At 55.8% G+C, this 20,479-nt stretch carries 18 protein-coding genes and 1 tRNA gene; 9 read left to right on the top strand and 10 right to left on the bottom strand.

From position 1 onward, the window contains the following. Positions 1-85: 85 nt before the first annotated feature. Complete coding sequence (locus ABXG94_RS08590; protein WP_353533537.1) at positions 86-1,063, top strand: glycerophosphodiester phosphodiesterase family protein; 978 nt, start codon at positions 86-88, stop codon at positions 1,061-1,063. Between the two features lie 60 nt (positions 1,064-1,123). Here ABXG94_RS08590 and ygfZ read toward each other — a convergent pair whose 3' ends face one another. Further along, positions 1,124-1,867, bottom strand: coding sequence for a CAF17-like 4Fe-4S cluster assembly/insertion protein YgfZ (gene ygfZ / locus ABXG94_RS08585; RefSeq protein ID WP_353533536.1), 744 nt, complete (start codon positions 1,865-1,867; stop codon positions 1,124-1,126). A gap of 67 nt (positions 1,868-1,934) precedes the next feature. Between ygfZ and ABXG94_RS08580 the strand changes: the two genes are divergently transcribed. After that, positions 1,935-2,612, top strand: a complete 678-nt coding sequence (locus ABXG94_RS08580; protein WP_353533535.1) for a TIGR04283 family arsenosugar biosynthesis glycosyltransferase — start codon at positions 1,935-1,937, stop codon at positions 2,610-2,612. Between the two features lie 24 nt (positions 2,613-2,636). Here the strand turns inward: ABXG94_RS08580 and ABXG94_RS08575 are convergent, their stop codons facing one another. The 4 genes from ABXG94_RS08575 to ABXG94_RS08560 all read right to left on the bottom strand — a co-directional run bounded on the left by ABXG94_RS08575 (position 2,637) and on the right by ABXG94_RS08560 (position 6,679). Continuing rightward, complete coding sequence (locus tag ABXG94_RS08575) at positions 2,637-4,460, bottom strand: ABC transporter ATP-binding protein (RefSeq protein WP_353534032.1); 1,824 nt, start codon at positions 4,458-4,460, stop codon at positions 2,637-2,639. Positions 4,461-4,528: 68 nt separating this feature from the next. Further along, complete coding sequence (locus ABXG94_RS08570) at positions 4,529-5,212, bottom strand: phosphatase domain-containing protein (RefSeq protein WP_353533534.1); 684 nt, start codon at positions 5,210-5,212, stop codon at positions 4,529-4,531. A gap of 92 nt (positions 5,213-5,304) precedes the next feature. Then, positions 5,305-5,481 carry a hypothetical protein gene (locus ABXG94_RS08565; protein WP_353533533.1) on the bottom strand — a complete coding sequence of 59 codons (177 nt, stop codon included), beginning with the start codon at positions 5,479-5,481 and terminating at the stop codon, positions 5,305-5,307. 94 nt (positions 5,482-5,575) lie between these two features. Next, a complete protein-coding gene (locus tag ABXG94_RS08560) occupies positions 5,576-6,679 on the bottom strand; it encodes a pyridoxal phosphate-dependent aminotransferase (RefSeq protein ID WP_353533532.1) in 1,104 nt (367 codons plus the stop codon). 272 nt (positions 6,680-6,951) lie between these two features. Here ABXG94_RS08560 and ABXG94_RS08555 point away from each other — a divergent pair, with 272 nt between their 5' ends. From ABXG94_RS08555 to ABXG94_RS08545, 3 genes are all read left to right on the top strand, one after another. Further along, positions 6,952-8,895: a DEAD/DEAH box helicase gene (locus tag ABXG94_RS08555; protein WP_353533531.1), complete on the top strand. Its 1,944-nt coding sequence runs from the start codon at positions 6,952-6,954 to the stop codon at positions 8,893-8,895. 130 nt (positions 8,896-9,025) lie between these two features. Next, on the top strand, positions 9,026-10,384 hold the full coding sequence (locus tag ABXG94_RS08550) for a M16 family metallopeptidase (protein ID WP_353533529.1): 1,359 nt from the start codon (positions 9,026-9,028) through the stop codon (positions 10,382-10,384). Next, positions 10,384-11,781 (top strand): M16 family metallopeptidase, encoded by a 1,398-nt coding sequence (locus ABXG94_RS08545; RefSeq protein ID WP_353533528.1) that lies wholly within the window; start codon positions 10,384-10,386, stop codon positions 11,779-11,781. The genes ABXG94_RS08550 and ABXG94_RS08545 overlap by 1 nt, the downstream gene beginning before the upstream one ends. Positions 11,782-11,850: 69 nt before the next feature. On the opposite strand, the gene ABXG94_RS08540 is transcribed toward ABXG94_RS08545, so the two are convergent. The 3 genes from ABXG94_RS08540 to ABXG94_RS08530 all read right to left on the bottom strand — a co-directional run bounded on the left by ABXG94_RS08540 (position 11,851) and on the right by ABXG94_RS08530 (position 16,739). Beyond that, positions 11,851-15,015 (bottom strand): valine--tRNA ligase, encoded by a 3,165-nt coding sequence (locus ABXG94_RS08540; protein ID WP_353533527.1) that lies wholly within the window; start codon positions 15,013-15,015, stop codon positions 11,851-11,853. 559 nt (positions 15,016-15,574) lie between these two features. After that, positions 15,575-16,414, bottom strand: a complete 840-nt coding sequence (locus ABXG94_RS08535; protein WP_353533526.1) for an SRPBCC family protein — start codon at positions 16,412-16,414, stop codon at positions 15,575-15,577. Then, complete coding sequence (locus ABXG94_RS08530) at positions 16,407-16,739, bottom strand: ArsR/SmtB family transcription factor (protein ID WP_353533525.1); 333 nt, start codon at positions 16,737-16,739, stop codon at positions 16,407-16,409. The genes ABXG94_RS08535 and ABXG94_RS08530 overlap by 8 nt, the downstream gene beginning before the upstream one ends. A 128-nt stretch (positions 16,740-16,867) precedes the next feature. Between ABXG94_RS08530 and ABXG94_RS08525 the strand changes: the two genes are divergently transcribed. After that, positions 16,868-17,332: an MmcB family DNA repair protein gene (locus ABXG94_RS08525; protein ID WP_353533524.1), complete on the top strand. Its 465-nt coding sequence runs from the start codon at positions 16,868-16,870 to the stop codon at positions 17,330-17,332. Here the strand turns inward: ABXG94_RS08525 and ABXG94_RS08520 are convergent, their stop codons facing one another. Further along, positions 17,333-17,521: a DUF6324 family protein gene (locus ABXG94_RS08520; protein ID WP_353533522.1), complete on the bottom strand. Its 189-nt coding sequence runs from the start codon at positions 17,519-17,521 to the stop codon at positions 17,333-17,335. It lies immediately after the preceding gene. A gap of 148 nt (positions 17,522-17,669) precedes the next feature. Here ABXG94_RS08520 and ABXG94_RS08515 point away from each other — a divergent pair. After that, a tRNA-His gene (locus ABXG94_RS08515) sits at positions 17,670-17,746 on the top strand. A 120-nt stretch (positions 17,747-17,866) separates the two neighbouring features. Here the strand turns inward: ABXG94_RS08515 and ABXG94_RS08510 are convergent. Continuing rightward, entirely contained in the window at positions 17,867-18,160 is a 294-nt protein-coding gene (locus ABXG94_RS08510; protein WP_353533521.1) for a DUF6476 family protein, read from the bottom strand. Between ABXG94_RS08510 and ABXG94_RS08505 the strand changes: the two genes are divergently transcribed. Continuing rightward, entirely contained in the window at positions 18,159-19,190 is a 1,032-nt protein-coding gene (locus ABXG94_RS08505; protein WP_353533520.1) for an RluA family pseudouridine synthase, read from the top strand. The two genes, ABXG94_RS08510 and ABXG94_RS08505, sit on opposite strands and share 2 nt — an antisense overlap. A 372-nt stretch (positions 19,191-19,562) precedes the next feature. After that, positions 19,563-20,459, top strand: coding sequence for an RNA polymerase sigma factor RpoH (gene rpoH / locus ABXG94_RS08500; RefSeq protein WP_353533518.1), 897 nt, complete (start codon positions 19,563-19,565; stop codon positions 20,457-20,459). Positions 20,460-20,479 lie beyond the last annotated feature (20 nt).

The raw sequence follows: 20,479 nt of genomic DNA, 5'->3' as shown, positions 1-20,479 counted from the left end.
GGACTTTTTTGCGGACCTAGCGAGTCTTCGCCGCGTCCCAAAAATCTTGCTTTTGAAACGCTGAAACACGCGGTAACCAACCAACATGTCAAAGTTTTTTTTACGTTTCGTTTTTGTATTATTTGTGCTTGGACTCGGCCTTTGGGGCGCAAACACATCATTATTCATTGGGCACCTTGAGAACCACAAAACGCGTGTCATCTCTCATCGCGGTATTCATCACATTTACACAGGATCAGATAGGTCGGTCGACTCTTGCCATGCCTCTCCGGTGGAACCAATCGAACATGGCTTTATCGAGAACACACTTCCATCGATGCGCGAAGCCTTTCGTCTTGGTGCAGACGTTGTTGAAATTGATGTTCACCTGACGAACGACAAGGTTTTTGCAGTTTTTCATGATTGGACGGTAGATTGCCGGACCGACGGGACTGGCATCACGCACAAATTAAGTTTTGCGGATCTCCAAGCATTAGACCTTGGCCATCGTATCGATGATGGCAGCGGCACGTTTCCACTCCGGGGCAAGGCAATCGGGCAAATGTCTGATCTGCACACCGTCTTGTCCGAAGATATGGGTGGCGCATTCTTGGTGAATTTCAAAAGCACGCGGCGCAGTGACGGTGTTGCTTTGTTGGCAATGCTTGAAAACCCAGAGTTGCGTGAAAGGGTCTACGGAGTCTATGGAGGAAGCCCCCCGACACAAGCCGTGATCGATGCACCCCTTGGTCTGCGAGGTTTTGACAAAGCCATGATAAAAAGCTGTCTTCTCAAGTATCTTGCAATCGGTTGGAGTGGCTATGTGCCAGAGGTTTGCCGAGACACGATGATTGTGGTTCCGCAGAATTACGCTGGGCTATTGTGGGGTTGGCCGCACCGTTTCACCCGCCGCCTTGGTGATGCAGGCACAGATGTTATTTTGGCCGGGCCGTATGATGGGTCTGGTTTCATAAGCGGCATTGACGATTTGGATACCCTTGCCAAAGTTCCAGAGAATTTCGACGGATTTATTTGGACAAATCGGATCGAACGTGTCGGTCCAAAGGTTTCTTCTGGACGCTAAGATCGGGCATCCGTTGTAGCTGCAGCATCAGCCAAAACGGGCTCAAAGCCGACTTTTGACTTACACCTGCTGCCAAAACACTGTGCTGTCGCCGGCTTGCATTTCAGGTTGGGCGCGGTCAAAGCGCAGGTAGGCAAGGGCTTGATCTCCGGCGCGGCTGTGCAGGGTGCCGACGGCTTTGCCATTTGCGGTGATGGCGGTGCCGGGGGCGGCGTCGCCTTGAATTGTGACCGTGGCCAGACCTTTGCGCAGTTCGGTTTTGTGTTTCATGCGTGCGGTGACCTCTTGGCCCACATAACAGCCTTTGCGGAAATCGACGCCATTTATGCGCTCGAACCCCATTTCAAGGATGTAGCTGTCTGCGGTCAGTTCGGCACCGGTTTGCGGCACTCCAGCGGCGATGTGCAGGGCGGTCCAATCGGTGGTGTCGCTGTCTTGTGGCGTGTCACGGTATGCGCGCCAGCCGAGTGACGTGTGACGTGGGTCTGCCATGGCGTCATCTGGCTTGTCGCCAAGGCCACGGTGTACATGCAGTGGGCAGTCCTGAAGGGTCACATCGGCGCGCAATTTATACATGGTGAGGCGCATTTTCAGCATTTCGGCCAAAGCGGCGTCGACGTCCAGAAGGATATCTCCGTCGCGACGCGCTAAAAAGAAGTCGGCCAGATATTTGCCCTGTGGCGTCAAAAGCGCCGCATAAACCAGCCCGTCGTCGAGCTTGTTGATGTCGTTGGTCACCAGTCCTTGCAGAAAGCTTTCTGCGTCTGATCCGGTGATGGTAAAAAGATTGCGCGCGCTGGTCATGGCTAAGTCCTGTATTTTTCCTACCATCTCATATAGAGAGGCGCGGGCCAAGCAACAGGGGGCAATTATGCGCGCACCGCTTTCTATCGTAATTCCAACGCTCGACGCTGAAGAGGATTTGGCTGCGACGCTGATGGCTTTGATGGAAGGATTGTCGGCTGGGTTGATCCGCGAGGTGATTGTTTCTGACGGCGGGTCACAGGATCGCACGCTGAAGATTGCGGATGAAGCCGGGGCTGTGGTTGTGTCAGGGGCGGCGTCTCGGGGGGGGCAGCTGCGGCGCGGTGCCGAGGCGGCCAAGGCGGATTGGGTGATGTTTTTACACGCGGATACCAATTTGGCTCCGGGATGGAGTGCGGCGGTCGAGGCACATTTGCCGTCTGACAAGGCAGGCTATTGTCGGTTGCAGTTCGCCGATGGCGGTTGGCAGGGCCGATGGGTGGCGCGTTGGGCCAACCTGAGGTCGGCGTTGTTTGGCTTGCCCTATGGGGATCAGGCCTTGGTTTTGTCAAAGGAGCTGTATCAAAGCACCGGCGGTTATCGGGATATGCCATTGATGGAAGATGTGGCGATGGCGCGCGCCCTCAAGGGGCGGTTGGTGGCTTTGCCAATTGTCGCCACCACCAGCGCCGCGCGCTATCAGCACGGCGGCTGGCTGCGCCGTGGTAGCCGCAACCTGTGGACCTTGGCGCGGTATTTTATGGGCGTGTCGCCAGAGCGGCTGGCGCAGTCTTATCGAAAATAAGCCGATGCGGGTCTTGATTGAGCATTAAACCCGAGGCAGGCGCGCAAATAAGGAGCCCCAGAACCCGCGCTTTGGCTTGGCTTGTTTGACTGCAGGCAGGGTTTTGCGGCGAGCGCTTTCTTCGGCGCTGGGCCCTTCGCTGGCAAATTGCAAATGGTACAATTCAGCATAGACGCCGCCTTTTTCCAGCAGCGCGTCGTGGGTGCCTTCTTCGACCACCCGGCCTTTGTCCATGACCACAATCTTGTCAGCTTCGCGCACGGTGGACAGACGGTGAGCAATGACCAGGGTGGTATGGTTCTTGGACAGTTTGTCCAGGGCCTTTTGTACCAGCACTTCGGAATGGGCGTCCAGCGCGCTGGTGGCTTCGTCCAGCAGCAGAACAGGCGTATCACGTAAGAGCGCGCGGGCGATGACCACCCGTTGCCGTTGACCGCCTGACAGGCCACTGCCGCGTGGGCCAACATGGGTGTCCAGACCTTCGGGCATTTTCTTGACGAAATCGCTGACATGGGCTGCATCCAGCACCTGCATTAGCTGTTTTTCTGTGACATCGCTGCGCCCGAGCAACACGTTTTCGCGCAGGGTTTCGTCAAACAGCATGGCGTCTTGGGACACCACGGAAAACAGATCGCGCAGATTTTCCAACGACATTTCGCGGGTGATCGTACCCCCGAGTGAAACCTGACCGGATTGCGGGTCAACCAAACGGGTGAGCACATTGAAAATGGTGGATTTCCCGGCACCAGAGGCCCCAACAATGGCGGTGGTTTCGCCTGCTTTGGCGGTGAAACTGGTGCCGTTTAGCACTTTGGTTTCGCCATAGGACAGGTGGACATCGGATAAAACGATATCCGTTTTGCCAATTGGCGCAGGTTTGGGGTTATTGGGGGACTGCAATTTTGGCACCATTTCCAGCAGCTCTTTGAGGCGCTCAAGGCTGGCGGCGGCCACTTGCCATTGACCACTGACAGAGCCCAGTCGGCGCAGCGGATCAAAGGCAAGACCAATGGCGGTAAAGAAGGTCATGAACTGACCTACGGTCTTTTCTCCGGCGATGATTTCGCCGCCGCCGTAGACCAGCACGCCCAGAAACCCGAGGCCTGCCATAATGTCGATCATACCGGGAAGGGCGGCTGTGCCCGCGGCCGAACGGATCTCGGTGCGCACCAGATGATCGGTGAGTTCGCCAAATTGCTTGGATTGGTATTTTTCAAGCCGGTTGAGTTTGATGGCGACGATGCCGTGGAAGATTTCATCCAGACGGGTGGCCAAACGCGCCCCAAGATCACGTGCCATGCGGGCCTGGCGGCGCACATATTTCTGCGCCAGCACCGATGGCAGCACCAAAAGCGGCGTGCCGATACAGGTCACAAGCGTCCAGCGCCAGTCGACGCTGACCGCAACACCCAGCAAAACCGTGAGCGATATGGCATCGCGGCCAGCCCCGGTGATCAGGGTGTTCCACATGGTGTTGATTTGCAGCACATCAGTTTGCACCCGTTGGATCAGATAGCCCGGTGGGTGGGATTGGTGAAACGCGTTGTCCTGAAACATCATGCGATCCAGCAAGCGACGCCGCAGATCTGCGGCAACATTTTGCGAAATATAAGATAACAGAACCCGTTGCCCGACTGAGGCCAGGGCGCGGATTGCAAAGATGCCAGCAATAGAGATGGCCACAATCCACAGGCCGTCCTGATTGCCCTGTACAAACACCATGTCAAACATCGGCTGCATCATATAGCTGAGCGCGCCAAGCATCGAACCTTCGAGCGACATCAGAACAAACGCCACAAATAGCGCAAAGGAATAGCGTCGCATGAAGTTGCGCCACAGCCATTTCATCAGAGGTTTTGACTCTTTTGGGGCCGGGTTTGCGGCGGGGTCGGTGACCGCCTTGTCAGTGCTAGTGGTCACGATAAAATGGGCACCCTGTTGTTGAAATCAGTCTGCAGCTTTTGGGGATCGTATGCCGTGCGGATCCAATCTTCAAATGAGATTTCTTGCTGGCTGTTGCTTGCGTCATAGCTGCGCAAGATATAATCCAGCACGCCGGTCTTGGTAAATCTGAGATGGGCGTATTTCACCGCCAGCATTTTGCGCGCTTGTTGTACCGATTGGCCTTGCATGGTGATCAGGTAGATCGCGGAGGCAAAGCCCGCGCGGTCGGCCCCGGATTTGCAATGCATGACAAAGGGGTGCGGGATGGTTTTGAACGTTTCGATCACCTGCAGAATATTTTCGGCGGGGGCTGCTTGGCGGGCGCTGAGCTGACAATTGATCAGCGTCAGGCCCAGGTCTTGGCAGCTTTTCTTTTCAGTCAGATGTGCGGCCCCAGTGCCTTGGCCGCGCAGATTAAGCACATGGGTGATGCCCATGGATTTGATCTTTTCAAAGCGTCGGTGGGTGGGTTGATTAGAGCGATAGACCCCAGGCGCGATCTGAAAAAAATTGGTCCAGACGCGCCGCAGGATCGCATGGTCAAACCAATCGTTGTAGATTTGTGCACGGCGTTCGTTGCCCGCGATGCGCGGGTCCACATTGAAACTGTGGCGCCAGTTACGTTCCCAGTGTTTTAACCGTTTGCCGAGGCTCATCCTGGGTCCCTTGCCTTGATGCCACGCTGGATGCCTGGACGCTTTCATTTAGTCTGCGCAGACAGCGCTGGCAAGCGGCTGCTGACGGGGGGCTATTGCGGCTTGCGCCTTAGGCGGTTGATGGCGGCGTTGATGGCGGCGGAAACGGCCAGAACAGCGGCAAGGCCCCAAACTGCCCAAAGGGCGAGGAAAATCCAAAGCAAATTCACCAGCGCCATAACCAGAAAGGCATTGGTGAAATTGGGGGCGGGTTGCACGTTGCGCGACATGAGAACTCCTTTGCGGCAAGTATAACCCAAATTTTGCGCCGCAATGGTAAGATTTTCGTTAGCGGTGGTCAGGCCTGATGATCGCAGGCAGGGTTCAGCGCAACCCTGCGAGCACCTTTGGCAATGCGTTCTCAAAATGGGCCAGATCCTGGGGGCGGCCGCAGCTGACCCGGATGCAGCGGTTTTGCGGCGCGACAAAGGGCATGCGAATGAAAACGCCCGCATCGGCCAGGCCTGCGACAATGGCTTGGGCGAAGGCGGCGTCGCGGTGGCAATCCAGGGTGACAAAGCTGGTGGCAGAGGGCAGGGCCGTTAGGCCGTTGGCCTTGCCGATACGGGCAATTTCCGCACGCGCGATCTGGGTTTTGTCCTGCACATTGGCCAGCCAACCTTGGTCGTTAAGGGCGGCGAGGGCGGCGGCTTGGCTGGCGCGGTTGATGCCAAAGTGATTGCGCACTTTTTCAAAGTTCCTGATCAGGGCGGCATTACCAAGCGCATAACCGATCCGTGCCCCGGCCATGCCGTAGGCTTTGGAAAAGGTGCGCATGCGGATCACTTTGGGGTGGCTTATGTCGTAGCTTGGCGAGGTTCCCGGCGGGGCCAGTTCGACATAGGCTTCGTCCAGGATCAGCAAGCAGCCTTCTGGAATGTCATCCAGCTGTGCTGCTATTTTTTCTCCGTCATGCCAGCTGCCCATGGGATTGTCGGGATTGCAGAAATAGATCAGCTTGGCGTCGACCTGTTTGGCTTTGGCAATCAGTGCGGCCAGATCTTGCTGGTCGTTTTTATAGGGCACGGTTTCGATATGACCGCCATAGCCCGCGACGTGAAAATTGAAAGTTGGGTAAGCCCCCGCAGAGGTGACCACCCGATCGCCGGGCGCAATGAAAAGCCGCACGGTATAGCCTAATAGACCGTCGATGCCTTCACCAATGACAACATTGTCGGCTTGCACTGCGTAGAATTCGGCAAGCGCGTGCCGCAGGTCATGGTTTTCTGAATCCGCATATTTGAAGATCTCGGCAGCGGTGTCCGCAAAGCACGCCTGGGCTTTGGGGCTGGGGCCAAACAGGCTTTCGTTTGCGCCAAGCCGTGCTGTGAAAGGCGCGCCTCGGGCGCGTTCCAGCGTTTCTGGGCTGGTGAATGGAGAAGAGTGCGGCAGGGCCTGGATCAGCGGGGTATAGGGCGGTTCTGTCATGATAAAAGCCTGCCTGAGGCCAGAGGCAGGTTCAAGGGGCAAAGGGTGTGACCCTGCGTTGGGCCTGCGTTGGGAGGGGCGTTGAAAAGGGCGAAATCTGGCGGATGAGCTATGCAATTCATGCAACCGTGCTAGTCCATTGTCGCGCAGGTGCTATACAAGTCGCAAAAAATGGTCTAAGTGCGCCCTTTCTGCGCGTTGGTCATGAAGGCTACAGAGCAGATTGGCCCTGGCCCGCTCGGACGCGCGCCTCAGAAAAAAGCAGAAATTACTTGCATAACTCACTCGCAAAGGCGCTGGAGCGCCGTGGATATACGTCTTTAACACCGGTTCAGATCGCGTGCTCAGACGAAGCCCTCAATGACGCCGACCTTTTGGTATCTGCCCAGACGGGCTCTGGGAAAACCGTTGGATTTGGCCTGGCCATTGCCCCAACACTGCTGGGAGAGGATGCGAAGTTCAAATCAGCGGCGCAGCCTCTGGCTTTGGTGATTGCCCCAACCCGTGAATTGGCTTTGCAGGTCAAACGCGAATTGGCTTGGCTGTATGGTGAAGCGGGGGCGGTCGTGGCCTCTTGTGTGGGTGGCATGGATATGCGCGACGAACGTCGCAGCCTGGACCGTGGCGCGCATATCGTTGTGGCCACGCCGGGTCGTTTGCGCGACCATATCACACGCGGATCAATTGATCTGAGCGACCTGCGGGCCGTGGTGCTGGATGAAGCTGACGAGATGCTGGACCTTGGGTTCCGCGAAGATCTGGAATTCATTCTGGATGAAGCGCCGGACGATCGCCGCACTTTGATGTTCTCGGCCACTGTGCCGCGTTCCATTGGCGAGTTGGCCAAACGCTATCAAACAGATGCGCAGCGCATTTCCACGGTGGCTGAGAAATCGCAGCACGCCGATATCGAATATCATGCAATGGCCGTGGCACCGCGCGATGTCGACAATGCAATTGTCAACGTGTTGCGGTTTTATGAAGCGCCAAATGCGATTGTGTTTTGTAACACCCGCGCCATGGTTGGCCGCATTGTGACGCGTTTGTCCAACCGGGGATTTTCGGTTGTGGCTTTGTCAGGCGAGCTTTCCCAAAACGAGCGTTCGCATGCTTTGCAAGCGATGCGCGATGGGCGTGCGCGGGTTTGTGTGGCCACCGATGTGGCGGCGCGCGGCATTGATTTGCCGAACCTTGATTTGGTGATCCATGCGGATTTGCCAAACAGCCACGAGACATTGTTGCACCGTTCCGGTCGGACTGGGCGCGCGGGCCGCAAAGGCGACAGCGCTTTGATCATTCCTCCAAAGTCGCGCAACAAGGCACAGCGTTTGCTGAAGATGGCCAAACTGGAAGCCAACTGGCGCGGTGCGCCTTCTGCGGATGAAGTGCGCGGTCGCGACACAGAGCGTATGTTGTCGGATTCAGTTTTGCTGAACGAAGTAGGCCCTAAAGAGCAGGCTGCTGTGGCGGATCTGCTGGAGAAGTTCGGCGCTGAACAATTGGCTGTGGCCTTTTTGCGCAGCTATAAAGGCAACCGGTCCGCGCCAGAAGAATTGAGCGTGGTCGATGCCAAGCCAAAAGAGCGCGCACCGTTTGGACCAAGTGTCTGGTTCTCGCTGGATTGTGGTCGCGATGATGGCGCAGATCCGCGCCGCTTGCTGCCGATGCTGTGCCGTGCGGGCGACATCAGCCGCGATGACATTGGTGCGATCCGCATTCAACAGGGCGAGAGCTTTGCTGAGGTTCGCGTTGACAGTGTGGACGGGTTCTTGGCGAAACTGGGCGCGTCGATGCAGCTGGACGACGGCACTGTGCTGACGCAGCTGGATACGCCTCCGGCGATTGCCAGCGCGCCGCGTCAGTCGTTTGGTGGCAAGCCAGGTGGTAAATTTGGCGGCAAACCTGGTGGCAAGTTTGGTGGCAAGCCGGGCGGTGGCTATAAGGGCAAATCCCCACGCGGAGACGACTCTGAAGGTGGTGATCGCCCCCGTCGCGAAAAATCATGGGGCGACAAGCCTCGTGGCGATCGCAAGGAGCGGTTTGAACGTCCTGAGCGCGCCCCTCGTAAAGATCATCCGGTGAAAGCGCTGGGCAAATCAGCAGAGGGTGGTAAGCCAAACAAAGGGCCAAAGCCTCCGGCAGGCAAAGCCAATAGCAAAAAGAACCGTGCACGGCGCGCAGAAGGTGGCAACGCCACGCCGCGCCGCGCCAAATAATCGAGACGACCATCGTCCAAGTTCAGAGTCTGCAAGCGCCCGCCATTTGGTGGGCGTTTGTGTTTTCGCCTTAGGGTTGTGAGAATCTCGTTTTCAAGGTGCTCAATTTTGCGTATGCAGTCGGTATTCAATGACGCATTGGAGCCTGATTGTGCTATTCCGTTATTCAGTATTTGCCGTGGTAGGCGTGATAGGTCTGTCGATTTTTGGGTGGCACCAAACCCGGTTTGACACGGATATCGAGGGTGTTTTCCAGCTGCCCTCGGAGCGGTTGGCACAGGTGCTGGTTTTTCCAGATGACCAAAAGCCCGACATCACAGCATATTTGATTTATCCGCGCGGAGAAGGGCAGAACAGGTGGCAAGAGGGCCTGGCGCATTATGTGGAGCATTTGGCCGCAGAGAAGGTTGTTAGGGTTTCTCGGCAAGAGGCGCAGCACGCAAACGCTTGGACCAACAGCACGTCGACGGGCTATTGGCTGAACACAAAGAAAACCGGCCTGGAGGAGGCTCTGCAAGCTTTGGTGGACACCGCCAAACCGCTGGATGTGACCGAGGATTTTGCCGTTGGTGAGCGCGATATTGTGTTGCGAGAATACGAGTATCGCTTTGCAGATAAGGCGCTGGAAGACCAAAAATATCGCCTGCTTTCAGACCTTTATGAAAACGGGCCGATTAGCCAGCGCGTTGGCGGCACGCCTGCTGACATTGCGACCTATACGCTTGTAGCGGCCCAGGCCTTGCATGCAGAAAGCCATCATTTGTCAGAGGCGAGTTTGGTTGTGCATGGTGATATTTCGCCAAAAGCGGTAGCGGCGCTGCTGGGGCGGGTAGATAGTGATGGGGTCCCTGTGAATGTGGCGCGCCCCGTTGCACCTTTGGTGACTGAATTCACAGAGGGACGCTTTGAGACAACAGTCCACGCGGATGAAGTGCCGGGGCCGGTGCTGCTTTATGGTAAATTGGTTCGGCTACCCTCTTGTGCGGATCAACATGTTTGTGGCGCGGCAGTGGATGTTTTGCGCAGGTTGCTGGATTCTGCCCAAAAGGGGGGGCTTGCGGGTCCTTTGCGCTATGACGCCTTTGTGGCGCGCGAATTTGCTGTGGATGTTACGATGATGGGCCCACAGGTTGCAGAGATCTGGTTTGAGGCCCGCCCAGACAGGGGCGTGTCGCTGGAAAAACTGTTGAGCACCTTTGAAACATCGCTAGAGGGTGCTTTGGCCTTGGCAGGAAGCTCCGACAGGTATTTGAACGCCCGCCGCGATGCCATGTCCGATGTAAAATACGTGGATAACATTGCCGCCTATGAGGCCGGATGGGCTGTGGATCGATATGCGCGTGGGCTGACCCCAATTGGGCGCACAGACTATGGGGCGGCATTAGAGCTGGTGAGGGCTGGGCCATTAAAGGCGATTGCTCAGGATATGTCCGTGCCGGGGCGTGTTGTTGTTTTAAAGATAAATCCGTTGAATGAGAGATTAAATTGATGAAATTTGTAGTACTTTTGATGTGCGTTTTGGGGCTTGCTGCCTGTCAGGACGAGGCCAAACGGGCAGTTGTTATGGCAGAGAGCCCGGATGGGCACCAATTTGCATTTGTGCAGGTTGACGAGGAGGGGAAAACAGATGTTGCGATCAATGTGGCTTGGCCTACAGATTGGGCGCGCAATGCTGCGTTGAACCCGATGGTGCCTTTGGTGGCCAGTGAGGCCTTGTTGAACGGCGGCACAAAGCAGTATTCAGCCAGCGAGATCATGAACGGCTTTGACGAGAAGAACGCCCGTGGTTTGGTTTATGTGACCCCGGATCATGCGCGCGGGGAACTGAATTTTCCCAAGGAACATATGGCATTTGTGTTGGATGTGGCCAGCGCCGCTTTGGCAGATCCTACCTATGATCCGATTTGGCTGGAGCGGGCGCAACAAGGCGTTTTAGATCAGGTGGCCAACCAGAACACCGAGACAAATTCCCAGATGTGGACCGCCGCGCGCAAGGCGATTTTGGCTGAGGACCCTCTGGATCGGTATTTGTCATTGCGGGTAGAGGCCGCACCTAACCAGGTCACGCGGCAAGAGGCGTTGGAGTGGCATCGCGGCGTGTTCACCAAGGCACAAGCGGTTGTGTCGGTGGTTGGTGGCCTTTCAGAGGCAGAGGCCGGAGCGGCGGTTGATCAACTGTTGGCAGGATTGCCCGAGGGCAGGCCAAATGGATCTGCGGTTGCTGGTGAAATGGCCACAGCCAAGGTGAATTTCGCGCCGCGCCGGATCTTTTTGCATCTGCCGGAGGCGGCCAAAACCACCATGGGTCTGTTGGGACGCATGCCTGATACCACGCAGCCAGGCGAGGAAAAGGACCTGCTGGCGCTGCATTTCTTTGGGCGGCAAGATGGGGTTTTGACCAAGGCGATGCGCGACGAGTTGCGTGCAAGCTATGTCGCGCAATCTGGATTGGTCAACTATGACCGGGCGACGCGGGTGTTTTACATCTATAGCGAAGTTGGTGCGGAAAAACTGGGGCAAGCTTTTGATTTGGCCGCGCAGACCTATGCGCAGTTTCGCGCGCAGCCAGACTTTACTGGGTTTGAAGCCTTTCAAGTGAAATTTGGCGAGGATGTCGGCAAAAATATTGCGTATTTTGACATCGCAGCCCGGGCCATGACCGAACATATGCTGGATGGGCGCGATCCGGCTGGTGCGTTAAGCTTGGATGCGCTTTTTGTCGACGCGAGCACCGAGGCGGTGGCTTTGCGTCTGCAAAATGCCTTTCCGGCGGCAGAGGATCTTATTTTGGTGGCGGCGGGACCTGATGCCAGCCAGTGGCCCGGGGCTTGCGTTATCACTGAAATCGCCGAGGCTGCGCTGTGTCCGGTTGTGCATGGGTCCTGATTTGGAGCGACGTTAAAACAAAAACGCCCGCTCAATTTGAGCGGGCGTTTTTGTTGTCTTTTGAAAGAACTAGCCGATTTCTGCAATACGCGCGAGCGCGCCTTTCAACTTGGCTTCTTCCTCTTCGCGCGCGGCCAGATTGGCCTTGGCTTCGACCACAACCGCATCTGGTGCAGAGGCCACAAATTTCGGGTTGTTCAATCGGCCACGCAGACCGCCCAGTTCCTTGGCCAATTTGCCCAGGTTCTTTTCAAGGCGGGCCTTTTCAGCGGCCACGTCAATGATGCCTTCTAGCGGAATGGCAAAGGAGGCGCCGGGGGCAGGGACCGAGACACAGCCTTTTGGTTGGCTATCAGCTGTTGTCAGGCTGTCGATGCGCGCAAAGCGTTTGATCAGTGCCTCGTTGCGATCCCAATAGGACTGACCGGCCGCATCGATGTCTGTGACCAGCATCGGCACTTTGGCACCTGCTGGCACATTTACCTGCGCACGGGCAGAGCGCACGTTGTCGATGACCGCGATGACCCACGAGATTTCAGCCTCGGCCTCGGCATCCACCAGATCAGCGGCCGTATAGGTTGGCCAAGGCGCATGGGCCAACATCTTAGAGGCCTCGCCCGTGGACACACCGCGCCCCTGGGTGACGTCCCAAATTTCTTCGGTCACAAAGGGCATGATGGGGTGCATCATGATCAAACTTTGATCCAGCGCCCAGGCATAGGTTGCCTGGGTTTCGTCTTTGGCGGCTTGGTCGTCGCCATGAAAGATCGGCTTGGTGAATTCCAGGAAACGCGCACAGAATGTGTTCCAGAAGAAGCTGTAGATCGCATTGGCAGACTCGTTGAAGCGGAAGCTGTCAAAGCCCGCATCGACGTCCTCGCGCAACTTGGCAACCTCGCCAATGATCCAACGGTTCAGGGGCAGGGTGGCCTTGGGCGGCATTGCGCCACGTTTCGCGCTAAAGGCATCGATTTGACTGTCGCCATAAGACGAGGCTTGCCAGATTTTGGTGACAAAGTTCCGGTACCCTTCGATGCGTTTCATATCCAGTTTCAGCACGCCCCCAAGGCTGGCCATGGCCGCATTGGTAAAGCGCATCGCATCCGCGCCGTATTCGTCGATGATATCCAGCGGATCAATCACGTTGCCGGTGGATTTGCTCATCTTCTTGCCCTTGGCATCACGCACAAGGCCATGCAGATAGACGGTGTCAAACGGGATGTCGTCAACCACTGCAAGCTGCATCATCATCATGCGGGCCACCCAGAAGAACAGGATATCTTGGCCCGTGACCAGGGTCGAGGTTGGGAAGTACTTTTGCATTTCTGGCGTGTCATTTGGCCAGCCCAAAGTGCCGATGGGCCAAAGGCCGGAAGAGAACCATGTGTCCAGAACGTCTGGGTCACGCCAGACAGGATAGACCAATTTGGTAAGATCCTGCGATGCTTCGTAAGCAGCGAGCCCCGCCGCAAACACGCGAATGGCTTCGGCGCGATCTGCCACTTCGACCACAGTCGCGTGGTTGATGGGCGTTGGCAAAGAGGCCTCTGCGTCTTTCACCAGTGAGGTGACAGCGCTGAAACTGTCAGCACAATAGTGACGTTCACCACCAAGTGGGAAGGATTGATCCGCTAGAAAGCGGTTCATTTCAACCAGATCAAGCGCGCCGTCGTTTTCATCGTCATAGGTGCCTTGGCTGCTGAGATCAAAACCATACCAAACCGGGATCTGGTGCCCCCACCAAAGCTGACGCGAGATACACCACGGCTCGATGTTCTCTAGCCAGTGGTAATAGGTTTTCTCACCCGATTCAGGCAGGATTTTCACATCGCCATTGCGTACAGCCTCCAGCGCTGGGCCGACGATCTTGTCGGTTTCCACAAACCATTGGTCGGTCAGCATCGGCTCGATCACAACCTTAGAACGGTCGCCAAACGGCTGCATGATGGGTTTGTTTTCAACATAAGGCACACGCACCGAAACCTCGGTCTCATTGCCGTCCTCATCGGTGACTTTGCTGATGTCCGTTACCATCACCGCGAGGCCTTCGTCGGTGATTTGCTGCACCACCCGTTTGCGCGCCTCAAAGCGGTCCAAACCACGCAGATCATCTGGGATCAGGTTGATGGCGTCGACTTCGTTTTCGGTAAACGCTGCGCCATTGGCGTGCGCTTGGGCTTTGGCGGCCTCATCCGCATAAGCTTCGCCATCGGCGCGCATCGCGCCTTTGGTGTCCATCAGGCGATACATCGGGATGCCACCGCGTTTGGCCACCTGATAGTCGTTGAAGTCATGCGCACCGGTGATTTTCACCGCACCAGAGCCAAAGTCTTTGTCGGGGTATTCGTCAGTGATGATCGGGATCAACCGGCGATGTTCCTTTGGACCGACCGGAATTTCAACCATTTTGCCCACAATCGGCGCATAACGCTCATCAGACGGATGTACCGCCACCGCGCCATCACCGAGCATGGTTTCGGGCCGCGTTGTGGCGATGGAAATGTAATCGCGGACCTCCCGCAGAGTGACATTACCGTCTTCATCTTTCTCTAAATACTCATATGTCGCGCCGCCAGCCAAGGGGTACTTAAAGTGCCACATGTGACCGGGAGTTTCCACATTCTCGACTTCAAGGTCCGAAATGGCTGTTTCAAAATGCGGGTCCCAGTTGACCAGACGCTTGCCGCGATAAATCAGGCCTTTGTTGTACATTTCCACAAAGACTTTGATGACCGCGTCATGAAAATTGCCGTCCGCTTCGTCCGCAGGGGCACCGGGCGCGCCCGACATGGTGAACGCCGTGCGGTCAAAATCACAGGAGGCCCCAAGACGCTTGAGCTGATTGATGATGGTGCCGCCGGATTTGCCCTTCCATTCCCAGACCTTTTTCAGGAATTCCTCGCGGCCAAGTTCGGCGCGGCTTGGCTGTTGGGTTTTGGCGAGCTCGCGTTCCACCACCATCTGGGTTGCGATGCCCGCATGGTCGGTGCCTGCTTGCCAAAGCGTGTCAAAGCCTTGCATGCGTTTCCAGCGGATCAGCATGTCTTGCAGCGTGTTGTTAAACGCATGCCCCACATGCAGAACGCCGGTGACATTGGGGGGGGGGATCATAATGCTATAGGTGCTTGCGCCGGGTTTTGCATTGGCCCCAGCGGTAAAACAGCCCGCCTTTTCCCAAGCGTCAAATAGCCGGGTTTCGGCTTCGGCAGCATTAAAGGTCTTTTCCATCGCCATGTGCGTGTTTCCTGCGTGCGGTCATATCAAGTTGCAGCGAGGTTTAGCGAATGGCGCGCCTAAGGGAAAGGTGTTGTTATGCGGTCTGCGCCTCTGGCGCAGGCTTTGTTGGCTTCGTTGCGCGCGTGGCGGCTTGGTCGCGCTTGGCCAAAGGACCGAACGATTTGGCGGGCCATGGCCTTCGGCGAGGGTATTTGGATCAAGAACAACCCTAAATGATCGGAATAAACGGCACGCCGCATGCGGTCAGAATTGTTAAAAAGAAGAGGGCGCAAAGGGCTTTGGTCATCGGGGCGTGCTTTCAAACAGGTTTTGCCCATTTGTCGGTCATAAGCGCGTCTTTGCAAGGTAATTGTGGCGGGCCCGCAAACGCAGCCGTGGGGTAATCTCAATCCCGGGGACCTGTATGTACAGGTGGGCGCCAGGTAAATGGACCAGGATCCAAACAGAGCCAGCTCCCTTGGAATTGCTTAAGGCCACTGGATTGCTACCGGATCACGAGAAGGGCAGAACCCGCCACTCACTTACTTAGGCCTCTGATGGGCAGACGACAAGGGGGTTAAGGGGTTTCATGGGTTTGGGGCGCGGGTTCCTGGCCAGAAAGATGGGCTTTGAGGCTGGTTTCAAAGAAATGTTGCCAGCCGCGGGTGCAGACATCCAGACAGGCCAGGGTTTCATTTAGCCCTTTGTGGATCAGGGTGATGTCGCAGCCTTTGGGGGTTTCTTGGATCTGCCAGATAAGCCGGGTGTTTTGCCATTCGCCCGCATCTGCAACGTCCTCGATGATCATATGGGCCTGGGTGCAATGCCAGACCAGAGGGTCCTTTGCATCAAATGCAAATGTCACATGGCTGTTGTTAAAGCGGATGGTAAAGCCATTGCCTGCTGGCTCCACGCGGTCGCTCCACCAGAGCGGCATTTGGTCAAAGAGAGCCGCGCGTGCGGCCTGTGCATCTGCCGGCACGGAAATACTGGCGTGATAATCGCTTGGGGCGCTTGCCACATAAAGAGTGTCAAGGAATCCATGCCAACCTTTGTCGAGTGCTAAGAGCAGATCAAAGCCCGCCGGGGTCTCGGGCAGCCCACTGTGGATCAACGTGAGTTTCGTGCCGGATTGATGGTCAGACAAATGCCATTCCACCCGAGACATATGGCCATTTGCCGGGCCAACCGTGAAATCCCACGCCATATATTCCAACGGGCGCATTGCGCACACGCTGCCCCAGCACAGGATCTCGCCGGTGTCGCGTTCTGTGAGTTCAAATTCCTGATGCAGGACAAAATCCGCGTTGGGCAGGTTAAACCATTGTGCCACGAGGTCTGCTTTGGTCAAATAATCCCATACTTTTGCGCGTGGTGCGGCCAGAAAGAGGTGTTTTTTGATGTGTACATCAGTCATGGCGGGGTCTTTCGGTTGTGTCGATCTCAATAAGGGTCTTCAAATTTGAGAGCTTTTCATCCCAGAAGCTCTCAAAGTAGCCTAGCCAGTCAAATGCCGGCTGTAGGGCCTTTGGGTTCAACCGGTTCAGTTTTTCGCGCCCGCGGGTTTGAACCTGGATCAAGTTGCCCTGTTCCAATACGGTCAGGTGCTTTTTGACGGCCCCTCGGGTCATTTCAAACTGGTCTGATATCTGCGCGATGGTCAGGCTGTCTTTGGACAACATCAGCAGTATGTCCCGCCGGGTCGGGTCGGCCAGGGCGCGAAATATGGGCTGCATCTGCATTGGGGGGCTCCTGAAGTGATACCAATTGGTGGTGTATTTAATGTCACCATTTGGTATCATGTCAAGTTAATGCGTCTCGCAGCGCTGGGGGGTTGATATTTGTTCATGAATTGTTCACGTTGCTGTCCATGATAGAGAACACATCCAATCCGCTACAGGCAGGTCAGCTGTTGGCCCGTGGTGTCAGCCGCCATTTGCGCAGCCATGGTTTTGTTTCCATAGAAGAATTCGTGCCAGAACGTGGCAAGCGCGTCGATGTAATGGCGCTGGGGCCGAAAGGCGAATTATGGGTGATCGAATGCAAATCCAGCCTGGCGGATTTTCAATCAGACCACAAATGGCAGGGTTATCTGGAGTGGTGTGATCGTTATTTTTGGGCGGTTGATACTGCGTTTCCGACAGAGATATTGCCGGATGGCACAGGGCTGATCATTGCCGATTCTTATGATGCAGAGCTTATTCGCATGGGGCCGGAGGCCAAGTTAGCCGCCGCCCGGCGTAAAAAGGTCATTCAAAAGTTTGCCATGGATGCCGCCCGGAGATTGCAGCGGTTTCGCGATCCCAAATTGCTGCCTTTGCCGGACGAAAGCTGATTATTTACCCATCTGAGCCGCAGTCTGAGCCGCAGCGCGAATTTCTTCGGCGATTTCCTCGGCTTCTTCTGGCGAAAAGTCCATCGGGATTTCGAGCGTGCCCGCTTCGATGAAAATACGCACAAATCCTTGGTCGGTTGGCCCAATCTGCAGATTTGCTTCGACGTCGCGTTCGGTATTAATGCCCATTTCATCTCTCCTTGCCTGATTTGGGCCTAGCGGTATATGCTGGCTTTTGCAAGGTGCAGGCCTGAACGACATTTGCAAAGCAAATCCCGATTTTTTGCGATTTTCATGCTTGCATTTGCCACAGGGGAAATGTACATCGCCCCAGCGTGCCGCCATAGCTCAGTAGGTTAGAGCGCCTGATTGTGGATCAGGAGGTCCCCCGTTCGAGCCGGGGTGGTGGTACCACTTTTTCTCCCAGCATAATCCATTGAAGACACACCGCTATTTGTTCTTGAAACAAATACCCTGGGGAGGCTGAAACTGGGTTTCAGCCGGGGCAAAGCCCCTGAATTCCTCTGCTGAAGATTAGTTTATCGTGATGGTTTGCTTGAGGCTGCCGGTCAGCGCGTCAAATATCAGGATTTGATTGTCTTCGGTCACCACAGCATACCAATCATCGCCCCGCGTAAAGGCTGTGGCTTTGGAGCCGTCTGGCAAATCGATGGCTGTGGGCATTTCTGGGCCTGCGCCATAGAAACGGGTGACAAGCAGGCCAACCACCACTACAAGCCCGCCAATCATCACCACCGTCAGCACTGTGATCAACTGGCGTAAAAACCGCAGATTAGCCGGTTCTACCGGTTCAGGAGTGTCATCCATGAGCACCGCTCGCGTTACGTTTCAAATTGCGGATAACCCGCCTGCGCGCCTTGATAAAGCTTTGGCGCGCGATGTGCCAGCAGAAGCCGCCTTGTCCCGCACAAGATTGGGGCGTTTGATGGCCGAGGGTCATGTGACCGTGAACGGCGTCACAGCGACGGACCCCAAAGCAAAGACAGTAGCGGGCGCAGAAGTTGTGATTGTGGTGCCGGTTGCCGATGAAAGCCATATCGGGCCAGAGGACATTCCCTTGGAAGTGATCTTTGAGGACGACGATCTGATTGTGATCAATAAGCCCGCTGGCATGGTGGTGCATCCGGCCCCCGGCACGCCGAACGGGACGTTGGTCAATGCGTTGCTGCATCACTGCGGCGACACGCTGTCTGGGGTTGGGGGCTCAAAACGTCCGGGTATTGTGCACCGGATCGACAAAGAAACCTCTGGGCTTTTGGTGGTGGCAAAAACTGATCTTGCGCACCACGGATTGGCGGCGCAATTTGAGAAGCACACGGTGGAACGCTATTATAACGCGGTGGTTTATGGGGTGCCGGATGCGCATGATCCGCGACTGCGCGGGGTACGGGGCGTGAATTTCGAGACCAGCAATATCATGAAAATCACCACCCATTTGGCGCGCCACAAAACCGACAGGCAGCGTCAGGCGGTGTTGTTTGAGGGGGGGCGCCATGCGGTTACCAGGTCTCGCATCGTCGAGCCATTTGGCACGCCCGAAGTTGCGAGCTTGATTGAATGCTGGCTGGAAACTGGGCGCACGCATCAAATTCGGGTGCATATGACCCATGCGGGCCACAGTCTGATTGGCGATCCAACCTATGGCGGTCGACGGAAATTATCTGAAAAAGCGCTGAACACGCAGGGTGTGCAGGCGGCGCGGAATTTTCCGCGTCAAGCCCTGCATGCGGCGATTTTGGGCTTTGTTCATCCGGTCAGCAAAGAAGATCTGCGATTTGAAGCGCCGCTGCCTGAAGACATGACCAAGTTGATCGAGGCCCTGCGCAAACCAGCCTGACAAAATGCCCCGCATATGTTACAGTCTGCGGTGAGTATCCCGCCGAGCTGGGGAGTTTTCGGTCAAATTGTCTGATTTGTTACAGTTTTTTGATCTCAAAGCCGAAATGGCGGGCCTGAAGTTTTAAGCAGCCCAATCCCCTAAGTGTTGAAAAATGCGTAAGCAATATGCGTTTACGCATAGACTCTGCACTTTCGCACGATGTTTAAAAATGTCACAAACTGCACAGCGACGTGAGCGCACAGCCCTGTGACTGGCCAATAGCCAGCCCCGCGTTCACAATAAATTAAGAAAATCTTGCTAGCCCGCTTGAAAGCCCGTTAGCGCCAACCTATCTGGATGTTAAGCCTTTAAACATTAAGGGGACACGTTATGAGTAACTATAAAAATCTACCGGCTCCAACACCGGAAGGCGGCTTGAACCGCTATATGCAAGAAATTCGCAAGTTTCCTTTGTTGGAACCCGAAGAAGAATACATGCTGGGCAAAGCCTGGGCTGAAAAAGAAGACACGGATGCGGCGCATAAGATGGTGACATCTCACCTGCGTTTGGCGGCCAAAATCGCCATGGGCTATCGTGGCTATGGTTTGCCACAAGCCGAAGTGATTTCCGAAGCCAACGTTGGCCTGATGCAGGCGGTGAAACGCTTTGACCCTGAAAAGGGCTTTCGTCTGGCGACCTATGCCATGTGGTGGATCCGCGCCAGCATTCAGGAATATGTCCTGCGCAGCTGGTCGATGGTCAAACTTGGCACAACGTCAGCCCAGAAAAAGCTGTTCTTTAACCTACGCAAAGCCAAAGCCCGAATCGGTGCCCTGGAAGAGGGCGATCTGCGGCCAGAAAACGTGGCGCGTATCGCACATGATCTAGGGGTGACCGAAACAGAGGTCATCAGCATGAACCGCCGGCTTTCTGGCGGGGATGCGTCGCTGAACGCGACCGTTGGGTCCGAAGGCGAAGGCACGATGCAATGGCAGGATTGGCTGGAAGATGAAGATGCTGATCAGGCGGGCGATTATGAAGCCAAGAACGAGCTGGAAGCGCGGCGCGAGCTGTTGGCAGAAGCGATGGATGTGTTGAACGACCGTGAAAAAGACATTCTGGTGCAACGCCGTTTGCAAGACAAAGTTGTGACGCTGGAAGAGTTGAGCGGTCAATATGACGTCAGCCGTGAACGTATCCGCCAGATCGAAGTGCGGGCGTTTGAAAAACTGCAGGTGCGTATGCGCGCCCTAGCAAGCGACAAAGGCATGCTGTCACGCGCCTAACACGGCCCCAAGTTACCTCC

Source organism: Cognatishimia sp. WU-CL00825 (assembly GCF_040364665.1).
In the GTDB taxonomy this organism is placed as follows: domain Bacteria; phylum Pseudomonadota; class Alphaproteobacteria; order Rhodobacterales; family Rhodobacteraceae; genus Cognatishimia.
Note: the sequence above shows the minus strand (reverse complement) of the source record. Positions and strands in the feature narration are given on the sequence as shown.

Excerpts from the sequence above, each read along its gene's own strand:
- ABXG94_RS08560 (WP_353533532.1), bottom strand. The coding sequence starts at position 6,679 with ATGACAGAACCGCCCTATACCCCGCTGATCCAGGCCCTGCCGCACTCT.
- ABXG94_RS08530 (WP_353533525.1), bottom strand. The coding sequence starts at position 16,739 with ATGCAGATGCAGCCCATATTTCGCGCCCTGGCCGACCCGACCCGGCGG.
- ABXG94_RS08510 (WP_353533521.1), bottom strand. The coding sequence starts at position 18,160 with ATGGATGACACTCCTGAACCGGTAGAACCGGCTAATCTGCGGTTTTTA.
- ABXG94_RS08565 (WP_353533533.1), bottom strand. The coding sequence starts at position 5,481 with ATGTCGCGCAACGTGCAACCCGCCCCCAATTTCACCAATGCCTTTCTG.
- ygfZ (WP_353533536.1), bottom strand. The coding sequence starts at position 1,867 with ATGACCAGCGCGCGCAATCTTTTTACCATCACCGGATCAGACGCAGAA.
- ABXG94_RS08590 (WP_353533537.1), top strand. The coding sequence starts at position 86 with ATGTCAAAGTTTTTTTTACGTTTCGTTTTTGTATTATTTGTGCTTGGA.
- ABXG94_RS08540 (WP_353533527.1), bottom strand. The coding sequence starts at position 15,015 with ATGGCGATGGAAAAGACCTTTAATGCTGCCGAAGCCGAAACCCGGCTA.
- ABXG94_RS08520 (WP_353533522.1), bottom strand. The coding sequence starts at position 17,521 with ATGGGCATTAATACCGAACGCGACGTCGAAGCAAATCTGCAGATTGGG.
- ABXG94_RS08580 (WP_353533535.1), top strand. The coding sequence starts at position 1,935 with ATGCGCGCACCGCTTTCTATCGTAATTCCAACGCTCGACGCTGAAGAG.
- ABXG94_RS08525 (WP_353533524.1), top strand. The coding sequence starts at position 16,868 with ATGATAGAGAACACATCCAATCCGCTACAGGCAGGTCAGCTGTTGGCC.
- ABXG94_RS08505 (WP_353533520.1), top strand. The coding sequence starts at position 18,159 with ATGAGCACCGCTCGCGTTACGTTTCAAATTGCGGATAACCCGCCTGCG.
- rpoH (WP_353533518.1), top strand. The coding sequence starts at position 19,563 with ATGAGTAACTATAAAAATCTACCGGCTCCAACACCGGAAGGCGGCTTG.
- ABXG94_RS08575 (WP_353534032.1), bottom strand. The coding sequence starts at position 4,460 with ATGAAATGGCTGTGGCGCAACTTCATGCGACGCTATTCCTTTGCGCTA.
- ABXG94_RS08545 (WP_353533528.1), top strand. The coding sequence starts at position 10,384 with ATGAAATTTGTAGTACTTTTGATGTGCGTTTTGGGGCTTGCTGCCTGT.
- ABXG94_RS08570 (WP_353533534.1), bottom strand. The coding sequence starts at position 5,212 with ATGAGCCTCGGCAAACGGTTAAAACACTGGGAACGTAACTGGCGCCAC.
- ABXG94_RS08535 (WP_353533526.1), bottom strand. The coding sequence starts at position 16,414 with ATGACTGATGTACACATCAAAAAACACCTCTTTCTGGCCGCACCACGC.
- ABXG94_RS08550 (WP_353533529.1), top strand. The coding sequence starts at position 9,026 with ATGACGCATTGGAGCCTGATTGTGCTATTCCGTTATTCAGTATTTGCC.